The organism is Amphibacillus sp. Q70, assembly GCF_052055485.1.
In the GTDB taxonomy this organism is placed as follows: domain Bacteria; phylum Bacillota; class Bacilli; order Bacillales; family Amphibacillaceae; genus Amphibacillus.
This window is the reverse complement of record NZ_CP197171.1, coordinates 1,038,996-1,060,035: the sequence shown is the minus strand read 5'-3', so window position 1 is coordinate 1,060,035 and position 21,040 is coordinate 1,038,996. Positions and strand designations below refer to the sequence as shown.

General features: G+C 36.4%; 21 protein-coding genes and 1 pseudogene. All 22 read left to right on the top strand.

Translation table 11 applies throughout. The features are described from left to right. Window positions 1–34 precede the first annotated feature (34 nt). The 22 genes and pseudogenes from ACS127_RS04950 (at window position 35) to spoVG (ending at window position 20,712) form a co-directional block, all read left to right on the top strand. Entirely contained in the window at window positions 35–808 is a 774-nt protein-coding gene (locus tag ACS127_RS04950; protein WP_440897323.1) for a TatD family hydrolase, read from the top strand. A 213-nt stretch (window positions 809–1,021) separates the two neighbouring features. Next, window positions 1,022–2,254, top strand: coding sequence for a ubiquitin-like domain-containing protein (locus ACS127_RS04945; protein ID WP_440897322.1), 1,233 nt, complete (start codon window positions 1,022–1,024; stop codon window positions 2,252–2,254). An 84-nt stretch (window positions 2,255–2,338) separates the two neighbouring features. Then, on the top strand, window positions 2,339–2,791 hold the full coding sequence (locus ACS127_RS04940; RefSeq protein ID WP_440897321.1) for a GNAT family N-acetyltransferase: 453 nt from the start codon (window positions 2,339–2,341) through the stop codon (window positions 2,789–2,791). A 177-nt stretch (window positions 2,792–2,968) separates the two neighbouring features. Beyond that, window positions 2,969–3,130 carry a small acid-soluble spore protein O gene (gene sspO, locus ACS127_RS04935; protein ID WP_440897320.1) on the top strand — a complete coding sequence of 54 codons (162 nt, stop codon included), beginning with the start codon at window positions 2,969–2,971 and terminating at the stop codon, window positions 3,128–3,130. 736 nt (window positions 3,131–3,866) lie between these two features. Next, entirely contained in the window at window positions 3,867–4,202 is a 336-nt protein-coding gene (locus ACS127_RS04930) for a PTS lactose/cellobiose transporter subunit IIA (RefSeq protein ID WP_440897319.1), read from the top strand. Next, window positions 4,195–5,589, top strand: a complete 1,395-nt coding sequence (locus ACS127_RS04925; RefSeq protein ID WP_440897318.1) for a glycoside hydrolase family 1 protein — start codon at window positions 4,195–4,197, stop codon at window positions 5,587–5,589. Before ACS127_RS04930 ends, ACS127_RS04925 begins: the two co-directional genes overlap by 8 nt. Window positions 5,590–5,601: 12 nt before the next feature. Next, entirely contained in the window at window positions 5,602–5,892 is a 291-nt protein-coding gene (locus tag ACS127_RS04920; protein ID WP_440897317.1) for a PTS sugar transporter subunit IIB, read from the top strand. A gap of 6 nt (window positions 5,893–5,898) precedes the next feature. Further along, window positions 5,899–7,197 carry a PTS sugar transporter subunit IIC gene (locus ACS127_RS04915; protein WP_440897316.1) on the top strand — a complete coding sequence of 433 codons (1,299 nt, stop codon included), beginning with the start codon at window positions 5,899–5,901 and terminating at the stop codon, window positions 7,195–7,197. Between the two features lie 132 nt (window positions 7,198–7,329). Continuing rightward, window positions 7,330–9,204, top strand: coding sequence for a BglG family transcription antiterminator (locus ACS127_RS04910; RefSeq protein ID WP_440897315.1), 1,875 nt, complete (start codon window positions 7,330–7,332; stop codon window positions 9,202–9,204). A 475-nt stretch (window positions 9,205–9,679) separates the two neighbouring features. Then, on the top strand, window positions 9,680–10,939 hold the full coding sequence (locus ACS127_RS04905; RefSeq protein WP_440897314.1) for a M20/M25/M40 family metallo-hydrolase: 1,260 nt from the start codon (window positions 9,680–9,682) through the stop codon (window positions 10,937–10,939). A gap of 23 nt (window positions 10,940–10,962) precedes the next feature. Then, on the top strand, window positions 10,963–11,757 hold the full coding sequence (locus ACS127_RS04900; protein ID WP_440897313.1) for a DUF3100 domain-containing protein: 795 nt from the start codon (window positions 10,963–10,965) through the stop codon (window positions 11,755–11,757). Beyond that, window positions 11,754–12,239 carry a hypothetical protein gene (locus tag ACS127_RS04895; RefSeq protein WP_440897311.1) on the top strand — a complete coding sequence of 162 codons (486 nt, stop codon included), beginning with the start codon at window positions 11,754–11,756 and terminating at the stop codon, window positions 12,237–12,239. Before ACS127_RS04900 ends, ACS127_RS04895 begins: the two co-directional genes overlap by 4 nt. 181 nt (window positions 12,240–12,420) lie before the next feature. Beyond that, a pseudogene (locus ACS127_RS04890) lies at window positions 12,421–12,981 on the top strand (GNAT family N-acetyltransferase); the annotation flags it as partial. Window positions 12,982–12,987: 6 nt separating this feature from the next. After that, window positions 12,988–13,356 (top strand): nuclear transport factor 2 family protein, encoded by a 369-nt coding sequence (locus tag ACS127_RS04885; RefSeq protein WP_440898078.1) that lies wholly within the window; start codon window positions 12,988–12,990, stop codon window positions 13,354–13,356. 66 nt (window positions 13,357–13,422) lie between these two features. After that, window positions 13,423–14,304: an AraC family transcriptional regulator gene (locus ACS127_RS04880; RefSeq protein WP_440897310.1), complete on the top strand. Its 882-nt coding sequence runs from the start codon at window positions 13,423–13,425 to the stop codon at window positions 14,302–14,304. A 688-nt stretch (window positions 14,305–14,992) separates the two neighbouring features. Beyond that, entirely contained in the window at window positions 14,993–15,553 is a 561-nt protein-coding gene (rnmV, locus tag ACS127_RS04875) for a ribonuclease M5 (RefSeq protein WP_440897309.1), read from the top strand. Continuing rightward, a complete protein-coding gene (gene rsmA, locus ACS127_RS04870) occupies window positions 15,546–16,421 on the top strand; it encodes a 16S rRNA (adenine(1518)-N(6)/adenine(1519)-N(6))-dimethyltransferase RsmA (RefSeq protein WP_440897308.1) in 876 nt (291 codons plus the stop codon). Before rnmV ends, rsmA begins: the two co-directional genes overlap by 8 nt. 366 nt (window positions 16,422–16,787) lie before the next feature. Next, a complete protein-coding gene (gene yabG, locus ACS127_RS04865; RefSeq protein WP_440897307.1) occupies window positions 16,788–17,645 on the top strand; it encodes a sporulation peptidase YabG in 858 nt (285 codons plus the stop codon). Window positions 17,646–17,846: 201 nt separating this feature from the next. Next, window positions 17,847–18,113, top strand: coding sequence for a biofilm formation stimulator Veg (gene veg / locus ACS127_RS04860; RefSeq protein WP_440897306.1), 267 nt, complete (start codon window positions 17,847–17,849; stop codon window positions 18,111–18,113). 201 nt (window positions 18,114–18,314) lie between these two features. Continuing rightward, a complete protein-coding gene (gene ispE, locus ACS127_RS04855; protein ID WP_440897305.1) occupies window positions 18,315–19,178 on the top strand; it encodes a 4-(cytidine 5'-diphospho)-2-C-methyl-D-erythritol kinase in 864 nt (287 codons plus the stop codon). Between the two features lie 59 nt (window positions 19,179–19,237). Next, window positions 19,238–20,056 carry a pur operon repressor gene (gene purR, locus ACS127_RS04850; protein ID WP_440897303.1) on the top strand — a complete coding sequence of 273 codons (819 nt, stop codon included), beginning with the start codon at window positions 19,238–19,240 and terminating at the stop codon, window positions 20,054–20,056. A gap of 365 nt (window positions 20,057–20,421) precedes the next feature. Next, a complete protein-coding gene (spoVG, locus tag ACS127_RS04845; RefSeq protein WP_440897302.1) occupies window positions 20,422–20,712 on the top strand; it encodes a septation regulator SpoVG in 291 nt (96 codons plus the stop codon). Window positions 20,713–21,040: the final 328 nt, after the last annotated feature.

Sequence of the window (21,040 nt, the reverse complement as noted above, 5' to 3'; positions counted from 1 at the left end):
AATCTTCGTTAAGTCTTATTAGGAGGCAATTTACATGTTATTTGATACCCACGTCCATTTAAATGTGGCTCATTTTGATCAAGATCGTGATCAGGTGATTAAGCGAGCGCAAGAAGCAGGTGTTGAAAAAATGGTGGTTGTTGGCTTTGATCATGAGACGATTCCAAAAGCGATTGAACTAGCTGAACAGCATGATTTTATTTATGCAGCTGTTGGTTGGCATCCGGTTGATGCGATTGATTTTACTGATCATGAATTAAATTGGTTAGAAGAGCTCTCTCGACATCCAAAGGTCGTTGCTTTAGGTGAGATGGGCTTAGACTATCATTGGGATAAGTCGCCTAAGTCAATTCAAAAAGAAGTTTTTAAAAAACAAATTCGATTAGCCAAAAAATTAAACATGCCGATCATTATTCATAATCGTGAGGCTACTGAGGATATTATTGAAATTTTACAACAAGAAGAGGCGCAGACAGTTGGCGGGATTATGCACTGCTATAATGATTCACCAAATTATTTGACAGCATGTCTTGAGTTAAATTTTTATATATCGTTAGGGGGACCTGTTACGTTTAAAAATGCGTCCTTGCCAAAGGAAGTAGCGAAAGAAGTACCCATCGATCGATTGTTAATTGAAACAGATTGTCCATTTTTAGCCCCACATCCATATCGAGGTAAGCGTAATGAGCCTGCTTATGTTGCTTTAGTTGCTGAACAAATAGCTGAGCTGAGAGGACTATCTGTAGCAGAGATTGCACAAGTCACAACAGCCAATGCGGACAAATTATTTAAGTTAACGAGGTCATGATCAGCTCCCTAATTAATGGATTTGTTACGATTATGTAACGAAATATTCGTTTTGTAACTTTTATTTAATGATTATGAAATAAGGTGTGTCGTGTCTATTCTAACCGTTGATACAATAACATTCCTAACCGTAATATAAGCAAAAGTACTGTTTGACTTCCTTTTTGTTAACTTATATAATACTGGCGCGTAACAAAAAAGGAGGCAAAATAGCATGAAGTCAATATCTAAGCTATTGCCAGTATTAAAAAGCAAGATATTCTTTTCATTCATAAGTATTGTAGCACTCATAATCGTTATTTATATTACGGTATTAGAAACAACAAAAACAGAAGTTGAATTTACCCATAATGATGAAACGGAGACGGTGGTTACTCGCGAAAATACGGTTGGAGAATTTTTAACAGAACTAGGTATTGAAGTAAGTAATCATGATAAATTATCACATAACCTTGATGAAGAAATAGAATCTGGCATGCAAGTAAGTTACAAAGAGGCAAAGGCACTAACGTTAACTGTTGATGAAACTGAAGAGACATATTATACAACTGAAGATACGGTCGAAGCATTTTTTGATGAAATTAATCTAACAGTTGGTGAACATGATGATTTAAATGTTGAATTAAGTACAGAGATTGAAGAACAATTAGACATTGTCTTAAATCAAGCCATTGAAGTGACAATAAAAGATGCAACAGAAAAAGATACATTATGGACAACTGAAAAGACAGTTGCAGATTTATTAGCGTCTGAATCAATTGAATTAAATGAACTTGACCGTCTCGAGCCTGAGGCAGATGAAGCGATAAAGGAAGATATGACAGTTAGTATTACACGCGTTGAAGAAGTCACAGATGTTGTTGAAGAGAAAGTTGATTTTTCAACGGTTCGGCGAAATGATTCCTCACTTGAAAAAGGAGAGGAACAGGTTATCGAATCGGGTTCAGATGGCTTAATCGAAAAACAATATCGTGTAATCATTGAAAACGGTGAGGAAGTTGATCGAGAGTTAATTAGTGAAGACATGAAGAAAGAAAGTGAACAACGAGTAGTTGCAGTAGGAACTAAAGTTATTGATCAGATCGCATCACGCGGTGGAAGTAGTAATATTCAGACAACAAGCTCTAATTCAAATAATAACTCAAATAGTAATTCAAAAACATTGACGATGGAAGCAACTGCTTATAATTGGGATTGTAGTTCCTGTGATGGTCAAGGTCGAACAGCAACGGGGCATGATTTAAAGGCGAATCCTGAAGGGGTTATTGCGGTTGACCCTAGTGTGATTCCATTAGGAACGAAAGTGTATATTGAAGGCTATGGGTATGCTGTTGCTCGAGATACGGGCGGTGCTATCAAAGGAAATAAAATTGATTTGCACATGTCGACACCGGAAAAAGCTCAGCAATTTGGACGAAAAACAGTAAAAGTTCAAATTATTAATTAAAATAAGCCCTTGTTAATGACATGAGCATTAACAAGGGCTTTTTAACTAATCCATATAAAACTTGCAAATGAAAGGAATTCATTTATGACTGTTTTATTAAAAACAATAGACCAATCTAATTATAAAGCATGTGCTGAGTTAACCGTATTAGAAGATCAAGAGGATTTTATTACACCTAACTGGTATTCATTGCTTGAAGCAAATTATGAAGCTGATCGACTACCTTTTGCTATTTATGAGCAAGAAAACTTAGTTGGTTTTATAATGTTTAGCTATTACCCGGCTGATGCTGATTATCCTTTAGATTCTTGGTGGATTGAACGGTTTATGATTGATCAGGAATATCAGAATAAAGGCTATGGCACGAAGGCACTTTCAGTAGCAGTAAGTTTCTTTAAAGAAAAAATTAACCAAAAGGAACTAAGAATATCCGCTGTTCCCAATAACCAGGTGGCTATTAAGTTATATGAAAATCTTGGGTTTGTTCGAACGGGTGAGCATGTTGACGGAGAGCAAGTTCTTCTGTTAAAGTTCTGATCTATGTTAGTAGTCGTGATCACTGGCATTGCATAAATTTTTAAATCAATGTCAAGTTTTACTGAAAAGGCCTCAAGCTACTCGAGATCGGGTGCTTGACTTTTTTTATACAATACTAATGGGTAGAGGTATAGGTTAGCTGAACTCACACATCCTAATGTTAAGGAGGTGGGTTATTTGTCAAAACGAGATGATGCCTATATCAAACGCCCTGTTAACGATCATGAACTACAGGAGAAGAAACAAGCGATGCCAAAGCAATTTGATCATGAATTTGCCAACGAACCGTTGAGTGAGATGGAAAAACAACAGAATAAGAAGACAAAAAAACGACAATAGACAAAGTCAAGAAGCGGTCACAAAATGTATAATTATATATCCTGTGATCGCTTCTTTTTGTAGATCACCCAACCCTCGTCCACTAATAACCATTTGTAGAAGTGTCGAAGCTTGTCCAGCCTATTTTTTTCTATTAAGCTTCTAACCCATTTAGAAAAGTTATAGAACCCATTTGTTCTGTTTTTTTTTATTCTAATCCCTTTACTCAAAAAGCTAATAGAGCGCTTCTATCCCGTTTTTCGGACTTCCAATGCAATCAAATTGTCGGATAGAACGTTTCTACCCCGTGTTTTATTCGAATATCCAATTTGAAAAGCTCAATAGAATATTTTAACCCCCATTTTTAATACTCACAAAAAAGGTTATTGAACCACTTTATCACAGATAATCGTTTGTAAACTTGGAGCAACAAGATATTGGCCACATGGGCATTTTCATAGAACGTGAAGGCGTTAGCTTGTGTTTCTTATTAATCGTTAGGCAATAAGGTATGTAGACTAAAACTACCACGTCCTAGAGTTATGGTTACTTGCCCCACTGACAAGAATTGCGTGATTTACATTGTGTCGGTCTAATTTTTATTGATTGAAGTTTCGTTTTCCCCTTCATTGTGCAATAGCCAAGGCGAAAACCATGATATGGTGTTTTTGTTTTTCCACATCGAAGTGGAAAATAAAAGTTTTAACTCCCATTGAAAACGCTTTATAGTTAATATTAAGAGAAGGGAGGAACTTTAATGGATGAAGTCAGACCTGGAACAGAGATGGACTCAATGTCCATTATTTTGCATGCAGGTAACGCAAAAAGTGATGCTTATGAAGCCCTGATCGCTGCTAAACAAGGGGATTTTAAAACATTTAATGAGAAATATGGAACAGCTAAAAGTGAAATTAAACAAGCTCATCGTGCCCATGCGGAGATGTTACGAAAGCTTTCTTCAGAAGAACGAATGGACGATGTCGATATGTTATTGGTGCATGCTGAGGGTCATTTGACAGCCACTAATATTGCTGTAGATATGATTGGAGAGTTTGGAGAATTATACAAATGGAAGGAGACTATTGATGGATAAACATTTTTTCTGGGGTGGGGCAACAGCCTCTTATCAATGTGAAGGTGCTTGGAATGTAGACGATAAAGCAGAATCTATGTGGGATCACTATCTTCATGAAAATAATTTAGAAAATGGGGATGTCGCAAGCGATCATTATCATCGATTTGAAGAAGACATTCGAATGATGAAAGAAGGTGGACAAACTTCATATCGATTTTCGTTATCTTGGCCGAGAATCATCAAAAATAAAGAAGGTGATATTAATCCGAAGGGAATTGAATTTTATCATCGATTACTAGATACTTGCCACAAGTACGACATTGAACCATTTGTTACGATTTATCACTGGGATTTACCACAATATTGGGAAGAAGAAGGAGGGTGGCTAAATAATGAAGTAGCATATGCTTTTGAACATTTAGCAAAAGTCTGCTTTGAACATTTTGGTGATAAAGTTCGCTATTGGACGACTTTTAATGAACCGAAATGGTTTATTGCTAACGGATATTTTATTGGTAATTATCCTCCTGGTTTGCAAGATGTTCAAAAAACAATGATTGGTGCCTATCATGTGATGTTGGCAAGTGCTTTGGGCGTTCGTGCGTTCCGTGAAGGTGACTATCAAGGACAAATTGGCATTGTTCACAGTTATACACCGGTTAGTGGAGTTGATGAAACAATTGAGACGCAAATTGCTATGCGTTATGCCGACAATTACAGTAATAATTGGGTGTTAGATACGGCCGTGCTAGGGGAATTTCCGATTGATTTAGTAGCAAAATTAGCAGAGGATTATGATGTGAGTTTTATGCAATCAGAGGAGCTACAAATCATTAAAGAAAATACGGTCGATTTAATTGGTTTAAACTACTATGCACGTACTTTAGTGAAGCCCTATACAGAAGGTGAAACACAGCTGGTTTTTAATCATTCTGGGAAGAAAGGTCAAAGTAAAGTAGTCATTAAAGGATGGTTTGAGCAAGTAAAAGATCCAAATAGTGAATTTACGGCATGGGATACAGAGATTTATCCTAAAGGCTTGCAAGATGGCTTGATTGAGGCATGGGATCGCTATCAGCTACCGATTTACGTCACCGAAAATGGAATTGGGGTTAGGGAAGATGTAACCGTTGATCAAGTCAATGATGACTATCGAATTTCCTTTATGAATGATCATATCAACGCGATCATGAATGCAATGGATCGCGGTGTAGATATTCGTGGCTATTATGCTTGGGCATCCTTTGATCTGTATTCTTGGAAAAATGGTGTAGAAAAACGCTATGGACTAGTGGCGGTAGATTTTGAAAAAGAGCAAGAACGAAAACCGAAAGCTTCTTATTACTGGTTTAAAGATATTATTGAAAGCAACGGAGAACACATTCAAAGAAGAACATTTGAATAGGAGAGGGAAACAATGAAAAAAGTGATGTTAGTTTGTAATGCAGGCATGTCAACTGGCATATTGGCAAAAAAAATTGAAGCCGCATCCGGTAATACGTTAGAAGTCAAGGCCTATAGTGAATCAGAATACAAGGATTATCTTGATGGTGTTGACTTAGTGTTAATTGGTCCACAAATTCGGTTCTTAAAACCACAAATTGCTGCAGCGGTAGATGTACCAGTTGAAGCCATTTCCCCCATGAAATATGGCATCATGGATGGCAAAGGTGTTTATGAAGATATAAAAAAATTGATTGGAGGATAAAAGATCATGGGATTTAGTACATTAAGTGAAAAAGTGGATCAATATATCTCGCCATTTGCTAACAAGTTGAGTCAGCAACGGCACTTAAAAGCTATACGGGATGCTTTCATCTCCATGTTGCCAATAACTTTGTTTGGTTCCATTCCAATTATTTTAAGTGCAGCACCTGTTACTGAAAATACGACTAACAGTTTTCTGTTAGCATGGGCTAATTTTGCTGAAGAAAATAGTCTAGTGTTGAGTTGGATAAGTAGTGTGACGATGGGTGCCATGTCATTATTCATTTGTGTAGGTGTAACGTATTTTTTATGTCGCCATTATAAAGAAGATGTATTACGTCCAATGATGTTTGCACTAATTGGCTTCTTGATGTTGGTACTAACTCCATTGCAACTTGGGTTTGATGGCAATGAGGTTGAGATCAGCTATCTAGATGGTCGTGGTATTTTACTAGCACTGTTTGTCTCTATTGTAACAGTTGAAAGTTATCATTGGATGCGCAAGAAGAATGTTGGAAAAATCTCTATGCCAGATAGTGTTCCTGCTTCGTTATCGGAAACCTTTACATCGCTTGTGCCTGGAGTAATTATAATGACGTTTTTTTCTATAATATTTGTTATTTTCAATATATTTGATACAACTGCCGTACAGTTCCTATACAATGTAATGGCACCAGGTTTCCAAGCAGCAGATAGTTTACCATTCACGATTATCAGTATTTTCTTAGTTCATCTGTTTTGGTTCTTTGGTATCCACGATGCGGCTTTGGCTGGAATTTTGGGCCCCATTCGTGATGGCAACTTGTCTATCAATGCAGCAGAAAGAATGATGGGTGCAGATCTGAGCAATATCTTCACAACACCATTTTGGACATATTTTGTTATTATTGGTGGATCTGGTTCAGTCTTAGCACTCGCCTTTATCATGATGCGTTCTAAATCTAAACAGTTAAGAACAGTCGGGAAAATTGGATTTTTACCTTCCATTTTTGGTATTTCTGAACCGATGATATTTGGGACACCATTGATGTTGAACCCAATATTTCTCGTTCCGTTTATCCTTACTTCATTGGTAAATGGAGTTGTTACGTATCTATGCATGTCATGGGGGATTATTGGAAAAACCTTTGCTGTCTTTTCATGGCAAATGCCTGCTCCAATTGGAGCGTTTCTCTCCACCATGGATTGGAAAGCGGTTGTATTAGTTCTGGCTCTAATCGTTTTAAATGGCTTCATGTATTATCCATTCTTAAGGGTTTACGAAAAGAACTTACTTACCTTGGAAAAGGAATCAGAGGTTAAGTAAGTTGCAGATGCGCAACAAACAGTTATTGATATTTATAGTGGAACAGAAACCACTTAAGAATAAGAGCATAGGAATTCCTATGCTCTTATTATGATAAAATATAAGCTATAATGTCTTTAGGAGGAAGGAAATATGATACAAATTTCCCAGCGACAAGAGCAGATCATAGAGAAATTATCTTTTAGCAAGCTCCCTCTTACAGCCCAGCAATTATCGAAAGAATTAGGAGTATCAACCAAAACGATTCGAAACGACGTTCAACAGTTAAATGCACAATCTGACCAAGCAATCATTCTGTCTAAACCTGGTTCTGGATTTTACATGAATATAGAAAAACCAACTCTTGAAAACTATGGTATGGAAAAGGATCGTTCAAATATCTATTTTGAACTGCTGATGCACATCATTGATCAAGCAAGTTGTGATTTTTATGAATTAGCTGATGACTTATTTATTAGTGAATCTACTTTAAATCAGATCATTAAAGAACTAAATGATCTGATTATCCATCATAATCAACACTTAATCATTCAACGGAAAAACAATCGTTTGTTTATTGATGGTGAGGAAGCAGAGAAACGTCGAGTATTTACTTTATTTTTAAATCAAGAAATTGAATCCAATAAATTAAGTCTTGAAAAATATTCCGATTATTTTGAACAAATTGATTTAATGAAATTATCTAAATTAATTATTCATTTTCACCAGCAAGAGAACGTATTGATGAATGATTTTTCAACTATTTCTTTTCTTTTGCATATTGCCGTACTGATGGAACGTGTAAGTAAGGAAAGTTTTTTGAGTACAGCTAAACCAGTAATGATAGATAAAGAAAGTCGGAAACTTACGCTGAAATTAGCTGGATTATTAGAGAAACATTTTCAAATTGATATTCCAGAAAAAGAGCTGCCCTATATTTATCGATTGTATTCAGGTTCAATTGTCTCCAGTGAGAACTTTGAAGAGATCGAATTAAAAGAGATCATTGAACAATTATTTGAAAGTATTAAAGGGATTTTTTACTTAGATTTCACGCAAGATGAGAAAATTGTTGATTACTTGTTAACACATGTGTCTACTTTATACAAGCGAGCCATTCACCATCAATATTTAACCAACCCACTGTTGAAGGAAATCAAAAATAAATTTCCGTTTGTTTACAATGTCAGTGTGTATGCAGCGGCATTTATTCAGGAATCCTTAAATATTCAATTTCCAGAAGACGAAATTGCTTATCTTTCTTTACATTTTTTATCTGCCTTGGAGAATATCCGTAGTCAGAAGAAGAAACAAGTTTTGCTGATTTCGCCTTATGGTGTGGGAAACCAACGAATAGTGAAAACATATTTGAACCGAATCAAGGATTTTTCCATTGAATTGTCGGTTGCGGATTCGGTATTTGATATCAGTAATGAACTCATCGAAGGAAAAGATTTGATTTTAACGACTGAGTCTTTGCAATTAAATACGAATGTACCCGTTTTTCACTATCAATCTTTTTTAACAGAACAAGATTTAGCAGAGATCACACAAATTTTTATTGAAAGAAGTCAAACAGCTTCTGTCTTAACCCATTTTTTGAAAGAAGAACTCTTTTTTCCACATCAACCACAGCGAACGCCGGAAGAGGTCATCCATTTTCTTTGTAAGCAGTTATATGAAGAAGGTTATTGTAAAAAAGACTATGTAGAACAAGTATTAGAGCGTGAATCATTGTCTAGCACCGCATTTGGAAATTATTATGCAATTCCCCATGCGATTAAACGTGAAGCTAAAAAGAATGCGGTATCTATTTGTTCTCTTGAAAGGCCTATTGATTGGCAAGGTAAGAAAGTTAAATTAGTTCTATTGTTGGCATTCAAAGGAGAACGTAATAATTCCTTTGAACAGCTGTTTGAAGAATTAGTAACGATTTTGAATGATCCAGCGCGAGTCAAACGTTTAGCCAAACAAACCCATTTCGATGAGTTCCTGGCCATTTGTCAAGAAATCAACTTTCAGAGCTAGACTTTCAAGTTAATTCTAGCTTGCTGCAGGAATTGGGTGTACCATTTAAAAGCGGTCTTTGCTAGGGGAGGCTAAGACCGCCATATTATGTGGTATCCCTAAGACCTTTGAATCCTCATCCACCAAACCCCATTTATATGACCTCATCTTCGCTTCCTCGCGCGGAAGCGACTGCGTTACCTTCTGAAATGAATAATATACCCATAGAGGGTCTTCAGTTAAGTTTCTCATATTTACGCGATATAAAGTCAAGCGGCTTCTAGGAGTGGACAGTTCTTTTGCTAGATTATCCATTCGCTATTACCGTATTTTTTTAATAAAAATGAGTATAAAGAACCGTTTATTTAGCCTTAAAAACGAACATTAATAAATAAATATAATTAAACGTTCGTAAAAATAACGGAAAAGCTTTGTCTATTCGTGTTACAAATGGTATAATTAGCTCAACAATTGATCAAATAAAGAGGTGAGTTTGGTGGATTTTTCTAATCAATACGAAGCGATCAAACAGATTGCAGATCGAATCTATGCCAATCCAGAATTAGGATATAAGGAAACAGAGACGAAAAAGTGTGTGATTGATTATTTGAAGCAGGTAAATCCAGACATTGATATTCATCATTTTAGTACAACGGGTTTCCGAACAACACTAGGTACAGAGAAAAAGGATATCCATATTGCTTTTATTGCTGAACTAGATGCAGTCTATGCTCCCACTCACTTTCGAGCAAATAAAGAAAATGGGGCAGCACATAATTGTGGTCATTATACCCAAGTTGCTATTGCACTTGCGTTGTATCAGCAACTTTTTGAAAGCAAGCAATATGAAACCTATGATTATCAGCTATCCTTTGTCTTTGTCCCTGCTGAAGAATATTTAGATTTGGCATACAGAGAAAAGCTCTATCAACAAGGAACAATTAAGCATTACGGTGGAAAGCCAGAGGCCATGCGTTTAGGCGAATTCGATGATATTGATATCGGAATCTGCGTACATGCCATTGGCGGTGAGTTTGAACAGCGTACGATTGAGATCAATAGTGACTTAGCTGGTTTTTTATATAAAAAATATCACTTTAAAGGAAAAGCAACACATGCAGGTTTTGATCCCTTCTCTGCTGTAAATGCCTATAATATATCCACCTTATTCAATACAGCGGTCGGGCTCTCTCGTCAACAGCTAGACGAGAAGGAACAGGTACGAATAAATCCAATTGTGATGGCGTCCGATATGTCAACAAATGTGATACCAAATCATATGACAGTGGGTACGGATTTACGGACCCAATCTGTTGACTATATGAAAGAGGTAGCGAAACGTCTTGACCATGCAGCTATGGGTTCAGCACACGCATTGATGGGAGAAGTAGAGATTGACACACAGATGGGTTATCTGCCATTTAAGCAAAATCGCTACTTATCTACTTTTGTTGCCGAAGCCTTTGAGGAAAATGATCAAATTGCTGTCATGCTGAATGATAATGCCATCAGTGCTGCAGGAGATATCGGGGATTTATCTTATCTGATTCCATGTATTCAAATTGGTTATAGTGGTTTTACGGGTACGATTCACGGAGATGACTTTATTGATATTGATCCAGTCTTTATCTATCAAATTTTTCCGCAGTTTTTAACAGAAGTTTTGGCTGAAATGAATGGAAAGATAGACCGAACGAAATTATATCGTCGAAGCTATCAAGATTATCTGAAAGTTATAACATCTATCGCAAAATGACGAATAGATAGGAGGGGATGGAAATGAAGAGGTTAAATTTTGCCTTGTTACTTGTGTTTGTGGTCATCGTTATTACGATTGCTGAGTGGATTGGTATTCAAAGCATTTCAATGGGTTCGATGACCATTACGCTATTACCCTTAGTATTTGCAATTATTATAACGATGTTATTAGGAATAAAGTTATTCAGAGTGGGTTTGATGAAGCGGATTTATAGTAAGGATAACGTCAGTTTTGCTAGTAAATATTTAATTTTTATTATGCTCCCACTTATGGCTAGGTATGGGGCAGATGTTGCGCCGCAGATCAAAGAAATATTACAGATCGGCTGGGTCTTTATTATTCAGGAATTAGGTAACTTAGGGACTGTATTGATTGGATTGCCGATTGCGATATTAATTGGTTTACGCCGAGAAGCGATTGGAGCAACGCTAGGAATTGGTCGTGAAGGGGAACTTGCTTATATCTCAGAGAAGTACACACTCGAATCAGAAGAGGGGCGTGGTGTGCTCTCCTTATATATTATCGGAACCATATTTGGTGCCCTCTTCTTTAGTATCCTTGCACCGATTCTATTAGATATCGGTTTCCGAGTGGAAGCCTTGGCCATGGCTGCTGGTGTAGGATCGAGCAGTATGATGACGGGAGCTTCATCTACCTTGGTCGCACGAATCCCTGAGATGGAAAGTACCATTTTGTCTTATGCCGCGGCCAGCCAATTGCTAACCAGCTTTCTAGGAACATTTACAATGATTTTCTTGGCCGTCCCATTACAAAAATTTATGTATAAATTGTTGGTAAGAGGTGATCATTCATGAGCAGAGGAATGAATCAATATGTCAAATATGCACTCGTCTTATTACTTAGTGTCAGCTTAATTTTGTTTACCCAAGAGTTAAAATTGTTGAAAAATCCGGAAAGCACACCGATTGATGGCATGACAATCGCTGGTTTGCTTAGTCTCTATTTATTTTCGTTGGTTGGGGTTACCATTTCCGAATTGTTGAAAAAATGGGATGTTCGATTTGTAAAAAACTTTCCGATCCTGGGTTGGGTTTCAGTAACCTCGTTAATCATGTGCTTGACCTTTGATTTCTTTGTCACGGCTATTCAATCCGTAGATTTTCTGTCGATTACGACACCGATCTTAACTTTTGCAGGAATATCTGTTGTCGATCGCTTGGTAGATCTAAGAAAAACATCATGGAAAATTGCTATTGTTGCCGTTTTTGTCTTCGTCGGTACCTATATTGGCAGTGCACTATTAGCTCAATTTGGTCTAATGGTTACTGGACAGTAATTTTTTCTTATCATAAAAAATAATCACATACTTTCATTCAAAATAATCGAAGATCTGTGATATAGATCACAGGGCTTCGGTGTTTTTGGTGCAATAACTACTTGAGAAAGCTAGTATTTAAATGATCAAAATTATATAATGATTAGACTTAGGATCAAAAAGTAGTTTAGGAGCGATTAAGATGACCCCATTATTATTAAATGTTCCGACTTTAATCGAAACAGAAAGATTATTTCTTAGAATTCCGTCAGAGCCTGAGGATGCTTATCAAATTAATCAAGCGATTCGTTATTCAATCAATGAGCTAAAGCCATGGCTGTCTTTTGCTCATAGCAAACCAACGCTTGAGGAGACAGAAGTTAACCGTAGGCAGGCGTTTATTGATTTTCATGAGCGCAAGTCATTTCGTTTTTTAATTTTTATTAAATCATCTAAGCAATATGTTGGTACGATTAGTTTTGAACAGGTTGACTGGCGAGTTCCAAAGGCAGAAATCGGTTATTGGCTCCATTCTGCTTACACAAATAAAGGTTATTTAACAGAAGCAGCCCATGGATTAATTGTATTTGGTTGGAATGAGCTGAAGCTTAATCGAATCGAGCTTAGGTGTGAACCGATGAATAGAAAAAGTAGAGCGGTGGCCGAGCGACTGGGTTTCCAACTGGAGGCGATATTGAAGGATGATGATATCTCGGCTGACGGAAAAGCTCTCAGAGATACGTGTATTTATGCTCTAACAAAAGCTAATATGTCTGCGCAAAACATATCATGTTTACTTTATCAAGCGGAGCAGCAGCTCTTGCAACGGCAACTAAGTGATTTTGAGACTTTGCTAGCAGATGATTTCATTGAGTATGGTACATCGGGTCAAATCTACCATAAACAGCTTCTTATGGACTCATTAACTAATCAAAATCAAAAAGGTGATGCAGGGATTGTTATCAGCCAGTTCCATTGTGTTCAATTATCGACAGATTTAGTGCAAGCGACCTATCAAACGAAAGAGCCCTTAAATAAAAATCGGGTTGCGAATCGTTCATCCCTGTGGCGTCGATATCAGGGTCAATGGCAAATGTGTTTTCATCAAGGAACATTGGTTAGCCAAGATCAAGAATAGTCGGACAAAGTGGCGCAAAGATCGACAGGATTTCTTTAACTTTAGCTGATAAACTTGTTTTAAGAGGTGATTAAGATCAATATTTTAACAGATATTCAGGAAGCCATTGCATTTATTGAGCAACACATGTTAGAACCTATTCATTATCAGGATGTAGCTAAATATCTCCATCAATCAAATTATCATTTTCATCGCACATTCAGCATGATTACAGGGATGACAGTAAATGTGTATATAAGAAAGCGACGATTGTCATTGGCTGGTGAAGATCTTTTGACATCGGATCAAAAAATTATTGATGTAGCTTTCAAGTATGGTTATGATACGCCTGAAAGTTTCACGAAAGCCTTCTCTAGATTTCATGGTGTATCACCTTATAAGGCAAAGCAGTTAGGGCACAGTCTCAAATCATTTAATCGTCTCGTCATTAAAATTCAAGTGGAGGGTGGAAGTGAAATGGATTATAAAATTGTTAAGCGTCAGCCTTTTCAATTATTGGCGAAAGTAGAGACATTTGATATCGAGCATACAGTGAATCCAGAGAGTACAGCGATTGCAGATTTTTGGGCTGAATCATGGAAGAATGGTGTATGCGCATTCCTTGCTCAAAATGGAACGGATTTTTATGGTGTATGTGCGTCAACAACAAAAGAAAGCAAGCAATTTGAATATGGGATTGGTACCTTGTATCAGTCAGGGGAAATACCAGAGGGTTATCGACTGTGGACAATAGAACCTTCTTTGTGGGCTGTATTTCCTTGTATTGGTTCAGATCCAAGCTGTATTGGTGAGGCTTGGGATCGTATTTTTAAAGAGTTCTTACCAAGTTCGTCTTATGAAATGCTTGATGCGGCAGACTTTGAATTATACCCCTCTCAGACAGAAGACAATCTTTTTTGTGAGATTTGGATACCGGTTCGGAAAAAGGAGAAGATCAAGAGTCATTGACAGCTATTTGTTGCCTTGTTAGAGCATAGTTAAATAGGTTGTCATCAAAGATTTTTTTATTGAGTTTTTAAGGTACAAAACTCAATTTAGCAATAAAGGTTCGTGCGAAGAAATTAAGCATAAATTGTGAAAGACGTTATAGAAAGCATTGAACTTGCTTGTAAAGCGATGAACTTGACTGTATTTCGAGAAAGTTGATTGTAATTTCACTAACTTGACTGTATTTCGGAAAAGTTGATTGTAATTTCGCTTACTTGATTGTATTTCGGAAAAGTTGATTGCATTTTCGTTAACTTGACTGTATTTCGCCAAACTTGATTTTGCTTTTATTTTTAATCGACTGCCAGTAACAGATGATTATGAAACGGACTAGCTGTTGTACTAACCTGACAACATTGGATCCAAGTGTTCCGCCTCAATTCAACTGTGAACAATGTATCCAGAGTATTATAAAGGGGGGCATGGCTATGAATATAAATGATCAGATGTGCTCTAATTTGGCTAAGAAGAAAAGGACCGGGCGGGGTTTGCCCGGTTTTTCTTAATGACTTGCGTTTATTAAAAAGTCAAGTCTATAATAAAGAGAAACGGCAATGACTCGGGAGGATTCCTTATTTCCTCACGATTTTAAAATGTGGTTTTGCGAATTGTTAATTAATATAAGCCATTATTGATAGGAGCTAAAGCTTTGCGAATAAAAGAAATTATTGTTGTTGAAGGAAAAGATGATACAGCTAAACTTAAACAAGTCTTCGATGTAGATACAATTGAAACAAATGGATCAGCTATTAATCAAACGATCCTTGATCAGATTCAACATGCTCAAGACAAACGAGGGATCATAATTTTCACCGATCCAGATTATCCAGGTCAAAGGATTCGTCATATTATTGCTAATGCTATTCCAGACTGTAAGCATGCCTTTTTAACAAAGGATGAGGCTCGAGGGAAGCATGATAAAGGAATCGGTATTGAACATGCAACGCCTGAGTCAATTAAAGAAGCTTTGGTACAAGTTTATCAATTAGAAGATATAAAACAAAGTCTGATTTCTCGGGACGATTTACTTGAGTTTGGTTTAATTGGTGGGAGATCCGCTAAGGCACGGAGGGAAAAATTATCAGAACGTCTGCGAATCGGTTATGCGAATGGTAAGCAACTGCTTAAAAGACTCCAGATGTTTCAAATTACGCCAGATCAATTAACAGCGGAAATGCAAGCCATTTTTCAGGAGGAAGATGATGAGTAAAGAAAAAGCAATTGCGACACCGAGTAAAACAAAAGAATACTTAAATAAATATGGTTTTTCTTTTAAAAAAAGTTTAGGTCAAAATTTTATTATTGATGTGAATATATTGAAAAACATCTTAAAAGTAGCAGGAGTGACAGAAGATATTGGAGTCATTGAAATTGGTCCAGGAATGGGAGCATTGACTGAACAATTAGCGATTTTTGCTGACCGCGTGATTGCTTTTGAGATTGATCAGCGACTTGAAACGATTCTGCAAGACACGCTAGCGGATTATGATAATATTACGATTGTTTTTCAGGACGCTTTGAGGTCAGATTTAAATGCAATGATTCAACAACATTTTGAGCCTGATCAAACAATCAAACTTGTTGCCAATTTACCTTATTATGTGACAACGCCAATTATTATGCATTTATTGATGGCAGAACTGCCTCTTGAAAGTATCACTGTTATGATCCAAAAGGAAGTAGCAGAGCGAATGGCAGCTCAACCTAATAGTAAAAGCTATGGTTCGCTATCTATTGCAGTTCAATATTATACTGAGGCAGTTAACGCCTTAAATGTGCCAAAGACTGCATTTATGCCTCAGCCTAACGTGGATTCAGCTGTATTACATTTAACTTATCGAAAGACTCCCCCAGTTAACGTAACAGATGAAGTATTTTTCTTCGATTTTGTTAAAGCAAGCTTTGCTCAAAGGCGAAAAACGTTAAGAAATAATTTAGCTCGATACTTTAAAGCAGATTATGACAAAGAAACGATTGAGCAAAAACTAAAGTTAGTAGAATTAAATGGTGATCGTCGTGCAGAGTCACTAACGATGGAGGAGTTTGCTCGATTAGCAAATATTTTTTATCAAAAGTAAAGGGAAGACTAGCATTGGATAAACTTTTTGCCCGATAGTAAGTGTTGCCGAAAAACATAGAACGAGTAATTGTAGCTTGTGCTAAGTCGAGTGTTTTACTTGGTTTTGGATTTATTTTTTTTAACGGTAATGTCATTCTGTATACAAATATATTTATAGCACTAGAAATTAATCATTCTAGTGCTATTTTTGTACGCTTTAGAAATATTCCTTATTATCCTTGCTATTTCTCTACAAATTTTCTAAATTCCCAAGGCTATTCAATCCATCACCTTCATATAGCTATTTTTAGTTTTTTGTTTAGGCAATGCACACCCTTTTCCCTGGCAACATAGGCTATTGTTAGAATGGGAGGGGGCAGCTAAAATGGATTTTGTTGTCGGAGACCTTGTTACACGTGTATCACATCAACACGATATTGTATTTCGAATTTGTTCAATTGATGATAATACCGCCATCCTTCATGGTGAAGATTTGCGGTTAGAAGCAGATGCACCTTTAAATGATTTAGAAAAAGTAACTGAACGTGATAAAAAAACATATCGAGAAAATGAAAAAGAGCAAGTTGATTATTCCTTTCGATTGTTTAGACAGGATTATCAATTGATGAAGGAAAAACGGATATATGATGTTTCTGAGGGCTATCAGCAGGAGAGTTATTTTCAACTCCCTGCTCGTGTTTTACATCTGGATGGTGATCGTCATTATTTAAAAAAATGTATTGAACTATATAAACGAATCGGTTTACAAGTTCATGGATCATATATACTTGAAACAGATATGCCGGCAGAAATAGGTGGATTAATTAAACGGATTCAGCCCGATGTTGTCGTTATTACTGGACATGATGCTTATTCTAAGAAAAGGGGTGATAAGAACGATTTAAAAGCTTATCGCCATTCAAAGTATTTTGTTGAAGCGGTGCGAGAAGCCCGACGAGTAGAGTCAAATTTAGATCAACTTGTTATTTTTGCTGGGGCTTGTCAATCACACTTTCAATCGATTATTCGAGCGGGGGCTAATTTTGCAAGTTCACCCTCGAGAATTAACATTCACGCATTAGACCCTGTTTATATTACGGCGAAGCTCGCCTATACATCATTTATGGATAAAGTGACGGTATCTGATGTTTTGCGGAACACGCTTACCGGTGAAAAAGGCTTGGGTGGCATTGAAACACGCGGATTTTTACGTACAGGAATGCCATATTTGGGAGAAGAATGAATAAGTTCAAAGTTATTTCCATTTTGATGAATATTTTAACTAATCGGAGCCATAATACTAACAAATAATCGACAAAATCGTGAATTATAGTTAAATAAAATAAAATGTATTGACAAGTAAAATGGTATACTGTTATAATTAAATATTTTATTGACTAATAATGTGATTTGTGCTATAATCATCTTAGAGAGGTGGAGTATAGTGGCAAAAACTTTGGTTGAAATTAAACGTATCTTAGATGGTCAGATCGGGAAACCCCTTAAGCTTATTGCAAATGGCGGTAGAAGAAAGACGATAGAGCGCCATGGAATATTAGCTGAAACATACCCTTCAGTTTTTATTGTCGCGTTGGATCAAGATGAAAATGCTTTTGAACGTGTTTCATACAGCTATGCGGATATTTTAACAGAGACAGTAGAGTTAAACTTCATCGAGGGTAAAAGTATAGTACCAGTTGTGGAGCAGTAATTTTTTTACTGCTTTTTTTGTTGCTGTTTTTTAGAATGATAAAATTGAGTAATGATATCATCATAAACAGGCTAGAAATTAAACGCTAAAGAACAATAATAAAATCATTTACTGCATAAAAAATTTGTCGCTAACACTAATAAGAAATATGTTATGATGATCTTATTAAGTGGATTGAATGGTATGAAAAGGGTGACATATATGCAGGTTTTTGAAAAGGCCCCAGCAAAGATAAACCTAACTTTAGATGTCTTATCTAAACGGCCAGATGGTTATCATGAAGTTGAAATGATAATGACGACAGTAGACTTGGCAGATCGCCTTGGATTCACTGAATTAGATGAAGACAAAATAGAAATTATTTCAGATAGCAAATATGTCCCAAATGATAAAAGAAATTTAGCTTATCGAGCGGCAGCACTATTTAAGAAAACCTATCAAATAAAAAAAGGCATTAGAATTACAATTGATAAATATATCCCAGTTTCTGCTGGTTTAGCGGGAGGGAGCAGTGATGCAGCAGCTACTCTAAGAGCACTTAATCAACTTTGGTCGTTAAATATCCCTGCCAGCGAATTAGCAGATATAGGTGTACAAATTGGTTCAGATGTTGCTTTTTGTGTTTATAATTCGACAGCAGTTGTGAGAGGTCGTGGTGAGATCATTACTGAACTTTCCGCGCCACCAGCCTGCTGGGTTGTGTTGGCCAAGCCATCAATTGGCGTATCAACACCTACTGTATTTCAGGATCTTAATTTAGCAGATATAAAGCATCCGAACACAGAATTAATGATTTCATCGATCGAGGCTGATGATTATCAATTAATGACGCAGCATTTAGGTAATGTGCTTGAACAAGTTACCTTTGCACATCATCAAGAAGTCGCTCAGATTAAAGATCGATTAAAAAACTCTGGCGCAGATGCGGTATTAATGAGTGGCAGTGGTCCAACTGTCTATGGGCTTACTCGTCATCAAAGTCGTGCCAAAAGAATGTATAATAGCCTAAGAGGATTTTGCCAAGAAGTTTTTATCGTTAGAATGTTAGGTTATGACAAAACTTGAATATATCCGGATAAAATGATATATTTATAAAAAAATATTCGGTTTTAGAGGTGAAATAATTGAGAAGAAGTGATCGCCTGATTGGTATGACGCATTATATATTAGAACACCCACTGGAGCTTATTTCGTTGCCCTTTTTCTCTAGTCGCTATAATGCAGCTAAATCATCAATAAGCGAAGATTTAGCTATTATAAACAGAATGTTCAAGAAAGAAGGAATCGGGTATGTTGAATCTGTTCCCGGTGCAGCTGGCGGTATTCGTTACCTTCCTCAGTATGACGAAGATCAAAGTCTGGAGTTTGTCAATTCTTTAGCTAAGCGATTAGAAGACCCAGAACGCATTCTTCCTGGCGGTTATTTATTTATGAGTGATATTCTGGGAGAGCCAATAACTGTTCGGCAGCTTGGGCGCCTTTTTGCTACTGCATTTGCACCTTTAAATATCGATGTTGTCATGACTGTTGCGACAAAAGGTATCCCATTAGCTTATGCTGTTGCTTCATTTTTAAATGTACCTGTTGTTATCGTGAGACGGGACCCAAAAGTTACTGAAGGTTCAACAGTCAGTATTAATTATGTTTCTGGTTCTTCACGTAAAATTCAAACCATGGTTTTAACAAAAAGGAGCTTGAAGCAAGGGGCTACGGTCTGTATTATTGATGATTTTATGAAAGCAGGCGGGACGATTGATGGAATGAAGAGCTTATTAAAGGAATTTGATGCAACTGTTGCAGCTATTGGTGTCCTAGCCGAAGCCGAAGATGAAGAAGATGAACGTATTATCACAGATTATACATCATTACTACAAATTTCGAATGTTGATGAGAAGAACAAACATATTGAAGTTAAAAAAGGGAATTTCTTTACTACAGATTAATCATAAATCGATTAATAAAACTCACTTATGAAGGGGTGTTAAATACCTAATTCTAAGTGAGTTTTTTTAACTAAGTCAATTATTGTCGTTAGATCCTTTGATTAAATGTAAATGGTTTAAGGAAAGGTTCACTTTTAGGTATAGCGCTTGTTTTAGTAAGTCTTTCGCTCATTTTTGTACTGACAACAGTCTACTAGACGTTATCAAGGCTTAAGTGTGCTCAAGTTGAGTAATTAATTGTGAAATTAGAAAAAAAGAATCATTTTTGAAAAATATTTTTCAAAAATATCAAATTTAGCAGGAATTTTGCCTCATCTTGTTGAAATTATCTCTAAACATGTGTAAGGAAAAGGGTGGTGAACATAATGAGAGTGACAGATGTAAGATTACGCACTGTTAATAGTGAAAGTAGAATGAAAGCGATTTCTTCTATTACACTAGATGATGAATTTGTGATTCATGATATTCGAGTTATTGATGGGAACAATGGTCTTTTTGTTGCGATGCCATCAAAACGCACACCAGACGGTGAGTTTCGTGATATTGCTCACCCAATTAATGCAAATATGCGTGCGAAAATACAAGATGCTGTTTTAGCGAAGTATGAACAAGCCAATCAAGTAGAATCGAAGTATGAAGAAGCCGGGGTTTCATAAATTATTTTTAATTTTAGAGTCTAATCAAATGATTAGACTTTTTCTATGAGAGAATGTTCAAAAAAGCCGAAGAAAATGTCTTTTCTTGTTAAAAAGTTTCTACTAGAAGTGTCAGTAGTGTAAATCGAAGAAGATATGGCTTATGCTCGTAATAGTGTGGTTTTTAACTTTCAATGTACAGAGGTGCTAGTATCAGTGTAGTCACAAAATAATGAGTAACCGCACTAAGGAGAATGGTTAAATAGATAAGCGGTTTTTTATTCTGAGTTTCAGGACGTGGCTAATTTAATCAATGCCATTCTTCTTATTTTTCCTTTTGAACACACTA